Here is a 13,403-nt window from a genome sequence, read left to right as displayed (position 1 = left end):
GGGGCAGGCTGCGGCACCCTTCGCCTCGCGGTCCTGCCGGAGATCGTCCGGGGGGCGGGCGAGGGCAGACAGTAGCGCTTGCTGCGACTATGGTCACTGGCCGGTGACCTACCTCACCACTGCCTTCGCCACTGTTATGAGAATGGGATGATGTCGTTTATGAAGGGACGAGTCCTGGTCGTCGACGACGACACCGCACTGGCCGAGATGCTCGGCATCGTGCTGCGTGGTGAGGGTTTCGAGCCGTCGTTCGTGGCCGACGGCGACAAGGCGCTGGCCGCGTTCCGCGAGGCCAAGCCCGATCTGGTGCTGCTCGACCTGATGCTGCCCGGCCGGGACGGCATCGAGGTGTGCCGTCTGATCAGGGCGGAGTCGGGCGTGCCGATCGTGATGCTGACCGCGAAGAGTGACACGGTCGACGTCGTCGTGGGCCTGGAGTCGGGCGCTGACGACTACATCGTGAAGCCGTTCAAGCCGAAGGAGCTGGTGGCCCGGATCAGGGCGCGGCTCCGCAGGTCGGAGGAGCCCGCTCCGGAGCAGCTCGCCATCGGTGACCTGGTCATCGACGTGGCGGGGCACTCCGTGAAGCGGGAGGGGCAGTCGATCGCGCTGACGCCGTTGGAGTTCGACCTGCTGGTCGCGCTCGCGCGCAAGCCGTGGCAGGTGTTCACGCGCGAGGTGCTGCTGGAGCAGGTCTGGGGATACCGGCACGCGGCGGACACACGGCTGGTCAACGTCCATGTGCAGCGGCTGCGCTCCAAGGTCGAGAAGGACCCGGAGAAGCCGGAGATCGTGGTGACCGTCCGTGGTGTCGGGTACAAGGCAGGGCCGAGCTGACATGACCGGCGACAGTGCCGCTTCGGCGCCCGGCCGGTCCGGGGCCCGCCCGGAGCGGCCTGTCGGGCGGCAGAATCCCGGCTCTCGCTGGGCGCGGTTCCTGGAGAGCGGGCTGCTCCGGGGCGGGGTCCAGGGCAGTCCGTTCATCCGCCTGTTCATGCGGTGGGTGCGCCGGCCGCTGCTGCCCGTCATGCGGCTGTGGCGGCGCAACATCCAGCTCAAGGTCGTCGTCACGACGTTGCTGATGTCGCTGGGCGTGGTGCTGCTGCTGGGCTTCGTCGTCATCGGGCAGGTGCGCAACGGCCTGCTCGACGCCAAGGTGAAGGCGTCCCAGAGCCAGGCAACGGGCGGTTTCGCGGTGGCCAAGCAGCGGGCGGACGAGGCGGCGAGCGGCGCCGGCGACGAGGTCGCCACGTCGGACGGGCGACCCACCCAGAACGTCACGCCGTGGATGAGCGACCTGGTCTCCTCGCTGTCCAGCGGCGGCCAGGGCGCGTTCGACGTGGTGACGATGCCGGCGTCCGACGCGGACGCCGCTGGGGGCCGTGGGCAGCGTGCCTCGGGCGAGGTGGACTGGAGCAGGAGCGTCCCCGCCGACCTGCGCGAGCGGATCGGCAGCAGTACGACGGCCGCGCAGAGCTACACCCGCATCACGTACAACAACCCCACCAAGGACTCCCAGCCGGGCCTGGTCATCGGCAAGCAGGTCAACGACCCCAACGGCGATCCGTACCAGCTCTACTACCTCTTCCCGCTCACGCAGGAGGAGAAGTCGCTGAGCCTGGTCAAGGGCACGCTGGCGACGGCCGGGCTGTTCGTCGTGGTCCTGCTCGGGGCCATCGCCTGGCTCGTCGTGCGGCAGGTCGTCACGCCGGTGCGGATGGCGGCGGGAATCGCGGAGCGGCTGTCGGCCGGGCGGCTCCAGGAACGTATGAAGGTCACCGGTGAGGACGACATCGCGCGTCTCGGTGAGGCCTTCAACAAGATGGCGGCCAACCTTCAGCTGAAGATCAGCCAGCTGGAGGACCTGTCACGGATGCAGCGCCGGTTCGTGTCGGACGTGTCGCACGAACTGCGTACGCCGCTGACGACCGTACGGATGGCCGCGGACGTCATCCATGAGGCGCGGGTGGACTTCGACCCGGTGACCGCGCGGTCGGCGGAGCTGCTCGCCGACCAGCTGGACCGGTTCGAGTCGCTGCTCGCGGACCTGCTGGAGATCAGCCGGTTCGACGCCGGAGCGGCGGCGCTGGAGGCGGAGCCGATAGACCTCCGGGACGTCGTACGGCGGGTGGTCAGCGGGGCCGAGCCGCTCGCGGAGCGCAAGGGCACGCAGATCCGGATCCTGGGCGATCAGCAGCCCGTGGTCGCCGAGGCCGACGCCCGGCGCGTGGAGCGCGTGCTGCGCAACCTCGTCGTCAACGCCGTCGAGCACGGCGAGGGCAAGGACGTCGTCGTCAAACTCGCCGCTGCGGGCGGTGCGGTCGCCGTGGCGGTGCGGGACTACGGGGTCGGGCTCAAGCCGGGCGAGGCAACCCGGGTGTTCAGCCGCTTCTGGCGGGCCGACCCGGCACGCGCGCGTACCACCGGTGGTACGGGTCTGGGGCTGTCCATCGCCCTGGAGGACGCGCGGCTGCACGGCGGCTGGCTGCAGGCGTGGGGCGAGCCGGGCGGTGGCTCCCAGTTCCGGCTGACGCTGCCCAGGACCGCCGACGAGCCGCTGCGGGGCTCCCCGATACCCCTGGAGCCCAAGGACTCACGGCGGAACCGGGGCCTCGACGACGCAGGGCTGCCGTGCGGCGGCGGCGACGGCGAGAAGCGGGCGACCGTGCCGGCGCAGCCGGTGAGCGGGCCGGCGCCGCAGGGGGCGAAGCGGGACCCGATACCGCCGCGTGTCGCCCCCACCGCGGACCCGACGGCGCTGCCCGGCAACGGTTCGCGTGTGGTGCCGAGGCCCGCCTCGGGCACGCGGCGGCAGGACGCGTCGGCCGGGGACGAGTCGTCCGGCACCCGTGGGGCGGCGAGTGACCGGGAGGGGCCCGGGCGCGACGAGGGTGACGGTGGCCGGACCGGACGGGATCCGGTGGTGAACGGGCCGCGGGACGAGGACGGCGGCCGGGAGAGCGAGCCGGGGGACGTGGACAGGCAAGGGGAGGCATCTCGTGGGCGCTGACCGCGAGGGGCGCGGCCGGCGCAGGCCCGCGCGCGTGATGGCGTACGCCGCCGGTGGCGTCCTGGTGCTGGCGGGGTGCGCCTCGATGCCGGACAGCGGGGATCTGCGGGGTGTGGAGTCCACCCCGCGCCAGGAGACGCAGGTGCGGGTCTTCGCCGTGCCGCCGGGGGAGGACGCGCCGCCCTCGGAGATCGTGCAGGGCTTCCTGGAGGCGCTCACCAGCGACGACCCGCACTACAAGACCGCGCGCCAGTACCTGACCGGCGAAGCCGCGAAGGCATGGCGGCCCGAGGCGGGCGCGACGGTGCTGACCGACGGTCCTGGCGCCAAACCCGAGGCGGGCGGCGGCGGGGAGGACACCGGCGAGATCTCGTACATGCTGACCGGCACCAAGGTCGCCACCGTCGACGCGCAGCAGGCCTACGCGCCGGCGACAGGGGCGTACGGCAGGAGCGTGCACCTGACGCAGGACAGCAAGCGGCAGTGGCGGATCGACGCGCTGCCGCAGGGTGTCGTCATCGGCGAGTCGGACTTCCTGCGCAACTACATGTCCGTCAGCAAGTACTACTTCGCCTCGAACACCGACGCGGCCGGTTCGAAGTCCCAGCCCACGGCGGTCGCCGACCCCGTCTACGTGCGCCGGCGCGTGGATCCCATGACGCAGATGGTGAACTCCCTGCTCAACGGGCCCACGCGATGGCTCGGGCCCGTGGTCAGGTCGAGCTTCCCGACCGGTACGGCGCTGGCGAAGGACGCCGGCGCGCTGACGCCCGACGACCGGAACAAGCTGACGATCCCGCTCAACCGCAAGGCGGCGGGCGTCGGCACCAACCGGTGCCAGGAGATGGCCGCCCAGATCCTGTTCACGCTGCGCAACCTCAGCCCCGCCGTGGACGAGGTCGGGCTGCGCGTCGGCGGGTCGGAGCTGTGCTCGCTCACCCGCGGGGCGGCCGACGCGGCGGCCTCCCGGAGCTCGGCGCGGCACCCCGATTACCTGTACTTCGTGGACGGCGAGCACCGGCTCGTGCGCATCCCCACGGGCGACAGCGGCACCGACCCGGACGCGGCGCCGGGGGCGCTCGGCGAGGGCGACACGGCACTGCGGTCGGCGGCGGTCTCGCGTGACGAGCACACCGCGGCCGGCGTCAGTCTCGACGGCAGGTCGCTGTACGTGGGGTCGCTGGTCTCGGGCGGTTCGCTGGGCGAGCCGCTGCTGCGCAGCAGGGGCGGCGCCGAGAAGGACCGGCTGACGACCCCCAGCTGGGACGCGGACGACGGCCTGTGGGTGGCCGACCGCGACCCCGACCGTCCGCGGCTGCTCCTCTTCGAAGAGGGCAAGGGCGATCCGGTGGAGGTGCGGATGCCGCACCTGGACGGACGGATCCAGTCCGTGCGGGTGGCCGCCGACGGGGTGCGCATCGCGCTCGTCGTGGAGAAGGGCGGCAAGAAGACCCTGCTCATCGGGCTGATCGAGCGGGACGGCAAGCCGGGTGGGAAGCCTGCCGTCAGCGTGGTCGAACTGCGCTCCGCGACACCGGAGTTGGAGCAGGTCACCACCATGTCGTGGGCCGGGGACAGCCGGCTCGTGGTGGTCGGGCGCGAGCACGGTGGCGTCGAGCAGATGCGGTACGTCCAGGTCGACGGCTCCACGCCGGACGTGCCGGCGCCCGCGGCCCTGACGGGCGTCAAGGAGGTCACGGCGGCCGAGGACGACCAGTTGCCGCTGGTGGCGTACTCCGTGGACGGCATCGTCCGCCTGCCGTCGGGCGAGCAGTGGAAGAAGGTGACGGAGGGCACGGCGCCGGTCTATCCGGGGTGAGGTGTGAGTGCCCCGGTGGCAGATGTGCCGGGGCGCTGGAGGACGGGGGGCCGCTCCTGCCGAGGTGACTCGGGAGGGGCGGCTTTTGTGTTCACGGGGGCGTGCAGGGGGCTGCTGCCCGGGTCTCCTGCGGGGGTCGTTCCTGCGGGTCACTCGTGTGGGGGACGCGCTGGTGGTGGGGCGCGGGGTTGTCCACAGGCCGTTGTCCACAGGGGTGGCGGGGTTGGGCTCGTGTCGGCACAGTGGAAGTCATGCGGGGGTGGTGGCAGGACCTCACCGACCTGGTGCTGCCGGGCGAGTGCGGAGGCTGTGGCGTGCTTCGTACGGTGTTGTGCGCGCGGTGCCGTGCGGTGCTGTGCGGATCGGCGGTGCACCGGGTGCGGCCGGTGCCGGAGCCGCCCGGGCTGCCCGTGGTGCATGCGGCCGCCCGGTACGCGGACGAGGTGCGGGCGACACTGCTGGCCCACAAGGAGCGCGGTGCCCTCGCCCTCGCCGGACCGCTCGGGGTGGCGCTGGCGGGAGCCGTGCGGACGGGGCTTCGGGCTGCCTCGGCTTCGGCGGAGGCCGGGGTGGCGTGGCCCCGGGGCGGCAGGGCTCCCGTGCTGCTTGTGCCGGTGCCGTCCGGGCGGCGCTCCGTGCGGGCCCGGGGGCACGATCCGGCGCGGCGTATCGCGCTCGCTGCGGCGGGTGAGCTGCGACGGCGGGGAGTCTCGGCGCGAATGGCCGGCGTGCTGCGGCAACGGCGGACCGTGGCCGACCAGTCGGGCCTCAACTCCTGGCAGCGGCTGGACAACCTCGCGGGCGCTCTGGCGGTGGCCCCCGCGGGGGCGCGGCTCCTCTCCGCGGGGCCGGTCGTCCTCGTCGACGACGTGATGACCACAGGCGCCTCCCTGGCGGAGGCCGCGCGAGCCGTGCGGGCGGTCTCCGCCAGGCCCGGGGGCCCGTCCGGGGCACCGGGGCCGATTCCGAACGCTGCGTGGACTTCGGCCGTGTACGGGGGAGAGACGTGGGAAAGCAGAGAGGAACAGAACGTCGGATCAAGGCAGGAGAGGACGGGTCGGCGGCCCGACCGGCAGGTAAACGCGGGCACGGATGACGCCGGCGGAGTCGTTGACGTGGTGTGCGCGGCAGTGGTGGCGGCATCACCTGACTCTTTCGAAATAAACCGGAACTGACTGAGATCTTGTGTCGTTGCAGGTAACGAGAGGACCTATTCACCTGAACGGAGGTACGCCGCAGTAGAGGGTGACGACATCCGTCCGGGCGAGATATGTTCGGTTCAGAGGGAAAGCCGCAGGCCACACCTCTCAAAACCGAATGCCGTGCTGCGGGTTTTTCATCATCACTCGCGACGGTGGAGTGGAGATCTCGCTCACGGGGGAGGAGGTGGAAGTCACCGAGTCCGAGGTTCCGGGACTCACCGGAGCCTGGTGCAAAAGGGAGATGCTCCGCACCGAAGCGGAGCGATCCGGGAACGGAGTTCTGCGTGGACATCGTCGTCAAGGGCCGCAAGACCGAGGTGCCCGAGCGGTTCCGGAAGCACGTGGCCGAGAAGCTGAAGCTGGAGAAGATCCAGAAGCTCGATGGCAAGGTGATCAGCCTCGACGTCGAGGTGTCCAAGGAGCCCAACCCCCGGCAGGCCGACCGTTGCGACCGAGTGGAGATCACGCTCCGCTCCCGCGGTCCGGTGATCCGGGCGGAGGCAGCGGCGAGCGATCCGTACGCGGCGCTCGACCTGGCGGCGGAAAAGCTGGAAGCCCGGCTGCGCAGGCAGCACGACAAGAGGTATTCGCGCCGTGGTGCGCGCCGGATCCCGGCCGCCGAGGTCGCCGACCACGTCCCGGGCGTGGCGACACTCAACGGAAACGGACTCGTGCCGGCTCCCGAGGAGGAGCCCGAGGCCGTACCCACGAAGAAGATCGGCTCGCTGGAGGTGCAGGGTGACGGCCCCATCGTCGTCCGCGAGAAGACCCACGTCGCAGCACCCATGACCCTCGACCAGGCTCTCTACGAGATGGAGCTGGTCGGGCACGACTTCTACCTGTTCGTCGACTCGGAGACCAAGGAACCGAGTGTCGTCTACCGACGGCATGCCTACGACTACGGCGTGATCCACCTCAGCACGGACACGATGGTCACCCAGGCCCACTCCCCGGACGCGGGCGGTGCGCTCGGCGGCTGACCATGCCGGGTGACAGCGGAACAGGTGCCCCTGGAGCGCGTGTGCGCCCCCAGGGGCACCCCCGTGCGACCACTTCGCGCCCCGCTCCGGCACCCCGCTGCCGTCCGGGCATGAAATCATGGTGGCCACGGCCCAACCGGTGGGTCGCTGCTCTGGGTTGGCGATGGCTCAGGACCTCAGGCCACAGCCTTCAGGGGGAGGAACGATGGCGGACAGCTTCGGACCGATGCGTGACGAGGACGCCGACGACGGCGTCGTCGGCATGGGCCCGGACTCGGGGACACCACGCAAGGAACCGATCAGAGTCCTCGTGGTGGACGACCACGCCCTGTTCCGCCGTGGCCTGGAGATCGTGCTCGCGGCCGAGGAGGACATCCAGGTCATCGGGGAGGCGGGCGACGGCGCCGAGGCCGTCGAGAAGGCCGCCGACCTGCTGCCCGACATCGTCCTGATGGACGTGCGGATGCCCAAGCGGGGCGGAATCGAGGCGTGCACCTCCATCAAGGAGGTGGCACCCAGCGCCAAGATCATCATGCTGACGATCAGCGACGAGGAAGCCGATCTCTACGACGCCATCAAGGCGGGCGCGACCGGCTATCTCCTCAAGGAGATCTCCACCGACGAGGTGGCCACCGCCATTCGCGCGGTGGCCGACGGGCAGTCGCAGATCAGCCCGTCCATGGCGTCGAAACTCCTCACGGAGTTCAAGTCGATGATCCAGCGCACGGACGAACGCCGGCTGGTGCCCGCGCCGCGTCTGACCGATCGCGAACTGGAAGTCCTGAAGCTGGTCGCCACGGGCATGAACAACCGGGACATCGCCAAGGAGTTGTTCATCTCCGAGAACACCGTGAAGAACCACGTCCGCAACATCCTGGAGAAGCTGCAGCTGCACTCCAGGATGGAAGCGGTGGTGTACGCGATGCGGGAGAAGATCCTCGAGATCCGCTAGAGACCGGTCCGGCCCGGAGACCGGTCCGGCCCGGAGACCGGTCCGGGCCAGGCGCCCCCGGTCTCAGCCGAGGAGGCGGGCGAGTTCCTTCGTCAGGGGCTCGCGCAGGTCGGGCGCGTCGACCCGCTCCACGCGGACGTTCGTGCAGTCCACCCACGTCGCCGCCTCCGCCAAGGCCTGGGCGACCGCCGGCACGGCCTTCGGGCCGTCCAGCGTGACCTGCTTGGCCACCAGCGTGCGGCCCTCCCGGGCCGGGTCCACGCGGCCGACGAGACGCCCGCCGGCCAGCACCGGCATCGCGAAGTAGCCGTACACGCGCTTCTGCTTGGGGACGTAGGCCTCCAGGCGGTGGGTGAAGCCGAAGATCCGCTCCGTGCGCGCCCGCTCCCAGATCAGGGAGTCGAACGGCGACAGCAGTGTGGTGCGGTGGCGGCCGCGCGGCGGCGTTTGAAGGGCCGCGGGGTCGGCCCAGGCGGGCTTGCCCCAGCCCTCGACCGAGACCGGGACCAGGCCCGAATCCGCGATCACCGCGTCGACCTGCTCGCCCTTGAGCCGGTGATAGTCGGCGATGTCCGCACGGGTGCCGACCCCCAGGGAACGGCCCGCCAGACGGACCAGGCGGCGCAGGCACTCGGTGTCGTCCAGCTCGTCGTGCAGCAGCTCCTGCGGGACGGCGCGCTCGGCGAGGTCGTAGAGGCGCTTCCAGCCGCGGCGCTCCACGCAGACCACCTCGCCGTACATCAGGGCGCGTTCGACGGCGACCTTGGAGCCGGACCAGTCCCACCAGTCGCTCGTCCTCTTCGCGCCGCCCAACTCCGTCGCGGTGAGGGGGCCTTCGGAGCGGAGCTGCTTGATGACCTGGTCGTAGGTGCCGTCGGGCAGGTCGTGGTTCCAGTGCGGGCGGTTGCGGTAGGCGCGGCGGCGGAAGGCGAAGTGGGGCCACTCCTCGATGGGGAGGATGCAGGCGGCATGGGACCAGTACTCGAAGGAGTGCGTGTCCTGCCAGTAGGCGTCCTCGACCGTCTTGCGGCCCACCGCGCCCAGGCGGGCGTACGGCACGAGTTCATGGGAGCGGGCCAGGACCGAGATCGTGTCGAGCTGTATCGCGCCCAGGTGGCGGAGGATCCCACGGACGCCGGAGCGGCGGTCGGGCGCGCCGAGGAAGCCTTGGGCGCGGAGCGCGATTCTGCGGGCCTCGTCGGCGGAGAGGTCTGCGACGGTGCGCGGGGTGGTCATGGCCGCAGAGTAGGGGGTGGGACTGACAACGGGCTGTGACCTGCGGGTCTGCCCGGGCCGTCCGGTCAGCGCGCCGGCAGGTACGGCGCCGTCGACGGCAGGCCCATGTCCGAGGGGAGCAGGGACCCCACCCAGATGTCCCGGCGTACCCCCTTGTTGTTCATCGCGGAGCGCAGCGTGCCCTCGATCGTGAAGCCCGCTCTTTCCGCCACCGCGCGCGATGCCCGGTTCCCCACCTCCGCACGCCATTCGACGCGGTCGAGAGCGGCATGCGTGAAGGACCAGCGGCAGGCGGCGAGGGCGGCCTCGGTGACATAGCCGTTGGCGCGGTGCTCCTTCACGGCCCAGAAGCCGATCTCGCCCATGCCCAGGGCGCGCATGGTGATGCCGATCATGCCCGCCAGTTCTCCGGAGTGCAGGAAGACGCCGAAGGTGAACATGGAGCCGTCCGCCCAGCCGTCCGGTACCAGTTGTTCCGTGAAGCTCCGGGCGTGCTCGCGCAGGTAGGGCGAGGGGATCGTGGTCCAGCGCTGGATGTCGGGGTCCTGGCAGGCGTCGTACACCGCGTCGGTCTCCTGGGAGCCGACCGTGCGCAGCAGGAGGCGGTCCGTGGCGAGGGTGGCGGGTTCCATCGACCGATTCTGCTCGGAGGCCGGCCGCGAAGCCAGGTGTTTGCCGTCGGTGAAGGGGTGGTCACGCGTTGTGCAATTCGGTGGAGAGGTGCGGCACTATCCGAGGGGCCCGCACGTTGTCCCCTTTGAAGCAGACGTGAATCAGAATTGAAGCAGCGGACGGTCGCCGTCACGGCAGGCCCTCCCGGCGCGGTGGGGTCCTCGCATACGATGGCCGTTGCTCAGTAAGTCAAGTGGTAACCGACCGTCCCAGGCCCGACCGGCAAGGAGACCAACCCCCGTGTCCGTCCTCTCGAAGCTCATGCGTGCAGGCGAAGGCAAGATCCTGCGCAAGCTGCACCGCATCGCGGACCAGGTCAACTCCATCGAAGAGGACTTCGTCGACCTCTCCGACGCCGAGCTGCGCGCCCTCACCGATGAGTACAAGCAGCGCTACGCCGACGGCGAGACCCTGGACGACCTGCTGCCCGAGGCGTTCGCCACCGTCCGCGAGGCCGCCAAGCGCGTCCTCGGCCAGCGTCACTACGACGTGCAGATGATGGGTGGCGCGGCCCTGCACATGGGCTACGTGGCCGAGATGAAGACCGGTGAGGGCAAGACCCTCGTCGGCACCCTGCCGGCGTATCTGAACGCCCTGTCCGGCAAGGGCGTCCACATCATCACGGTCAACGACTACCTGGCCGAGCGCGACTCCGAGATGATGGGCCGCGTCCACCGTTTCCTGGGCCTCGAGGTCGGCTGCATCCTCGCCAACATGACGCCGGCTCAGCGCCGCGAGCAGTACGCCTGCGACATCACGTACGGCACGAACAACGAGTTCGGCTTCGACTACCTGCGCGACAACATGGCGTGGTCCCAGGACGAGCTCGTCCAGCGCGGCCACAACTTCGCCATCGTCGACGAGGTCGACTCCATCCTCATCGACGAGGCCCGTACGCCGCTGATCATCTCCGGCCCGGCCGACCAGGCCACCAAGTGGTACGGAGACTTCGCCAAGCTGGTCAAGCGCCTCAAGCGCGGCGAGGCCGGCCAGCCGCTCAAGGGCCTCGAGGAGACCGGCGACTACGACGTCGACGAGAAGAAGCGCACGGTCGCCATCCACGAGTCCGGTGTCGCCAAGGTCGAGGACTGGCTGGGCATCGACAACCTCTACGAGTCGGTGAACACCCCTCTGGTGGGCTACCTGAACAACGCCATCAAGGCCAAGGAGCTCTTCAAGAAGGACAAGGACTACGTCATCATCGACGACGAGGTCATGATCGTCGACGAGCACACCGGACGTATCCTCGCCGGCCGCCGCTACAACGAGGGCATGCACCAGGCGATCGAGGCGAAGGAAGGGGTGCCGATCAAGGACGAGAACCAGACGCTCGCCACGATCACCCTCCAGAACTTCTTCCGCCTCTACAAGCGCCACGACCACAACGGCAAGGAACAGCCCGGTCTGTGCGGCATGACCGGTACGGCCATGACCGAAGCGGCCGAGTTCCACCAGATCTACAAGCTCGGCGTGGTGCCGATCCCGACCAACCGGCCGATGGTCCGCAAGGACCAGTCGGACCTGATCTACCGGACCGAGGTCGCCAAGTTCGAGGCGGTCGTCGACGACATCGAGGAGAAGCACCGCAAGGGGCAGCCGATCCTCGTCGGCACGACCTCCGTCGAGAAGTCCGAGTACCTCTCGCAGCAGCTCAGCAAGCGCGGCATCCAGCACGAGGTGCTCAACGCCAAGCAGCATGACCGGGAGGCGACGATCGTCGCCCAGGCCGGCCGCAAGGGCGCCGTCACCGTGGCGACCAACATGGCCGGCCGTGGTACGGACATCAAGCTCGGCGGCAACCCCGAGGACCTCGCCGAGGCGGAGCTGCGTCAGCGCGGCCTCGACCCCGAGGAGCACATCGAGGAGTGGGCGCACGCCCTGCCCGAGGCGCTCAAGCGGGCCGAGAAGGCCGTCCAGAACGAGAAGGACGAGGTCGAGAAGCTCGGCGGGCTCTACGTGCTCGGCACCGAGCGGCACGAGTCGCGGCGCATCGACAACCAGCTGCGCGGTCGTTCCGGCCGTCAGGGCGACCCGGGCGAGTCCCGCTTCTACCTCTCCCTCGGTGACGACCTGATGCGGCTGTTCAAGGCCCAGATGGTCGAGCGCGTCATGTCGATGGCGAACGTCCCGGACGACGTGCCGATCGAGAACAAGATGGTCACGCGCGCGATCGCCTCGGCCCAGTCGCAGGTCGAGCAGCAGAACTTCGAGACGCGGAAGAACGTCCTGAAGTACGACGAGGTCCTCAACCGCCAGCGCGAGGTCATCTACGGCGAGCGGCGCCGCGTCCTGGAGGGCGAGGACCTGCACGAGCAGGTGCAGCACTTCATGGACGACACCATCGACGCCTACGTCCAGGCCGAGACCGCCGAGGGCTTCCCCGAGGACTGGGACCTCGACCGGCTGTGGGGCGCCTTCAAGCAGCTCTACCCGTGCAACGTCTCGATCGAGGAACTGGAGGAGGCGGCCGGCGACCGGGCCGGGCTGACCGCCGAGTTCATCGGCGACTCCATCAAGGACGACATCCACGACCAGTACCAGGCGCGTGAGGCGCAGCTCGGCTCCGAGATCATGCGTGAGCTGGAGCGCCGGGTCGTGCTGTCGGTCCTGGACCGCAAGTGGCGCGAGCACCTCTACGAGATGGACTACCTCCAGGAGGGCATCGGCCTGCGCGCCATGGCGCAGAAGGACCCGCTGGTCGAGTACCAGCGCGAGGGCTTCGACATGTTCACCGCCATGATGGAGGGCATCAAGGAGGAGTCCGTCGGCTACCTGTTCAACCTGGAGGTCCAGGTCGAGCAGCAGGTCGAGGAGGTCCCGGTCGAGGACACCAAGCCGGTGGCCGACCTCGAGAAGCAGGACGCGGTGCCGGCGCAGGCGGGCTCCCGGCCGGAGATCCGGGCCAAGGGACTCGACGTCCCGCAGCGGCGCAACCTGCACTTCTCCGCGCCGACGGTCGACGGCGAGGGCGGGACCATCGAGGGCGACTTCACCGAGGACGGCGAGCCGGTACGCTCCGAGGCCGACGGCCTGACGCGCGCGGAGCGGCGCAAGCAGTCGCGTAGCCGGGGTCGCCGCAAGAAGTGACGGTCGCCGAGGCACCGTAGCGGCTTGAGGGGCCGGACACCCGAGGGTGTCCGGCCCCTCGGTTTTGTGCCTCAGTCGGACTCCGTGCGGGGCGGGCGGAGGCCGAGTTCCACAGCCGTGCAGCGCCAGCGCAGGTCCTGGCCGAGTTCCAGGCGGAAGGCCATGGCGCGCAGCCGGTCGCCGGCGCCGACGCGTGCGAAGGCCTCGATGGCGCCCGGGCGGGGTTCGTAGTAGCCGATGTCGCGTACGACGGGGCGGGCGCCGCGGGTGCGCAGGGGGCCGCGTTCGGCCAGCCAGGCCAGTTCGTCGTAGGCCCGGCCGCGGGTGTGGCGGAGCATCGAGTGGACGGGGCGGTGACCGCTCAGAACGGCGACGAGGAGGTCGGCGAACACGTCGGTGGGGAGGGGCTGGGGGATCCGCGCGTGCCGGGACCCCTGTGCCGGGA

At 70.3% G+C, this 13,403-nt stretch carries 10 protein-coding genes; 7 read left to right on the top strand and 3 right to left on the bottom strand.

The genetic code is table 11. From position 1 onward, the window contains the following. Nucleotides 1-147: 147 nt before the first annotated feature. From mtrA to K4G64_RS34100, 6 genes are all read left to right on the top strand, one after another. Nucleotides 148-837, top strand: a complete 690-nt coding sequence (gene mtrA, locus K4G64_RS34125; protein WP_193478414.1) for a two-component system response regulator MtrA — start codon at nucleotides 148-150, stop codon at nucleotides 835-837. A gap of 1 nt (nucleotide 838) precedes the next feature. Next, complete coding sequence (mtrB, locus tag K4G64_RS34120) at nucleotides 839-3,010, top strand: MtrAB system histidine kinase MtrB (RefSeq protein WP_221759784.1); 2,172 nt, start codon at nucleotides 839-841, stop codon at nucleotides 3,008-3,010. Continuing rightward, nucleotides 3,000-4,829 carry an LpqB family beta-propeller domain-containing protein gene (locus tag K4G64_RS34115; RefSeq protein WP_221759783.1) on the top strand — a complete coding sequence of 610 codons (1,830 nt, stop codon included), beginning with the start codon at nucleotides 3,000-3,002 and terminating at the stop codon, nucleotides 4,827-4,829. Before mtrB ends, K4G64_RS34115 begins: the two co-directional genes overlap by 11 nt. 251 nt (nucleotides 4,830-5,080) lie before the next feature. Beyond that, nucleotides 5,081-6,004: a ComF family protein gene (locus tag K4G64_RS34110; protein WP_221759782.1), complete on the top strand. Its 924-nt coding sequence runs from the start codon at nucleotides 5,081-5,083 to the stop codon at nucleotides 6,002-6,004. A gap of 311 nt (nucleotides 6,005-6,315) precedes the next feature. Continuing rightward, nucleotides 6,316-7,011, top strand: coding sequence for a ribosome hibernation-promoting factor, HPF/YfiA family (gene hpf / locus K4G64_RS34105; RefSeq protein WP_030837593.1), 696 nt, complete (start codon nucleotides 6,316-6,318; stop codon nucleotides 7,009-7,011). A 205-nt stretch (nucleotides 7,012-7,216) separates the two neighbouring features. Beyond that, a complete protein-coding gene (locus K4G64_RS34100) occupies nucleotides 7,217-7,963 on the top strand; it encodes a response regulator transcription factor (RefSeq protein ID WP_107455305.1) in 747 nt (248 codons plus the stop codon). A gap of 63 nt (nucleotides 7,964-8,026) precedes the next feature. Here the strand turns inward: K4G64_RS34100 and K4G64_RS34095 are convergent, their stop codons facing one another. After that, on the bottom strand, nucleotides 8,027-9,199 hold the full coding sequence (locus K4G64_RS34095; RefSeq protein ID WP_221759781.1) for a winged helix-turn-helix domain-containing protein: 1,173 nt from the start codon (nucleotides 9,197-9,199) through the stop codon (nucleotides 8,027-8,029). A gap of 65 nt (nucleotides 9,200-9,264) precedes the next feature. After that, nucleotides 9,265-9,831, bottom strand: a complete 567-nt coding sequence (locus K4G64_RS34090) for a GNAT family N-acetyltransferase (protein WP_221759780.1) — start codon at nucleotides 9,829-9,831, stop codon at nucleotides 9,265-9,267. Nucleotides 9,832-10,111: 280 nt separating this feature from the next. Here K4G64_RS34090 and secA point away from each other — a divergent pair, with 280 nt between their 5' ends. After that, nucleotides 10,112-12,958, top strand: coding sequence for a preprotein translocase subunit SecA (gene secA / locus K4G64_RS34085; protein ID WP_221759779.1), 2,847 nt, complete (start codon nucleotides 10,112-10,114; stop codon nucleotides 12,956-12,958). Nucleotides 12,959-13,029: 71 nt separating this feature from the next. Here secA and K4G64_RS34080 read toward each other — a convergent pair. Further along, nucleotides 13,030-13,403: Rv3235 family protein (locus K4G64_RS34080; protein WP_260461358.1), on the bottom strand; the 374-nt coding region annotated here is incomplete at its 5' end.

Origin of the sequence: Streptomyces sp. WAC04114 (genome assembly GCF_019733245.1) — a bacterium.
Lineage (GTDB): Bacteria > Actinomycetota > Actinomycetes > Streptomycetales > Streptomycetaceae > Streptomyces > Streptomyces massasporeus_A.
Note: the sequence above shows the minus strand (reverse complement) of the source record. Positions and strands in the feature narration are given on the sequence as shown.

Excerpts from the sequence above, each read along its gene's own strand:
- mtrB (WP_221759784.1), top strand. The coding sequence starts at position 839 with ATGACCGGCGACAGTGCCGCTTCGGCGCCCGGCCGGTCCGGGGCCCGC.
- K4G64_RS34110 (WP_221759782.1), top strand. The coding sequence starts at position 5,081 with ATGCGGGGGTGGTGGCAGGACCTCACCGACCTGGTGCTGCCGGGCGAG.
- K4G64_RS34100 (WP_107455305.1), top strand. The coding sequence starts at position 7,217 with ATGGCGGACAGCTTCGGACCGATGCGTGACGAGGACGCCGACGACGGC.
- mtrA (WP_193478414.1), top strand. The coding sequence starts at position 148 with ATGATGTCGTTTATGAAGGGACGAGTCCTGGTCGTCGACGACGACACC.
- K4G64_RS34090 (WP_221759780.1), bottom strand. The coding sequence starts at position 9,831 with ATGGAACCCGCCACCCTCGCCACGGACCGCCTCCTGCTGCGCACGGTC.
- K4G64_RS34095 (WP_221759781.1), bottom strand. The coding sequence starts at position 9,199 with ATGACCACCCCGCGCACCGTCGCAGACCTCTCCGCCGACGAGGCCCGC.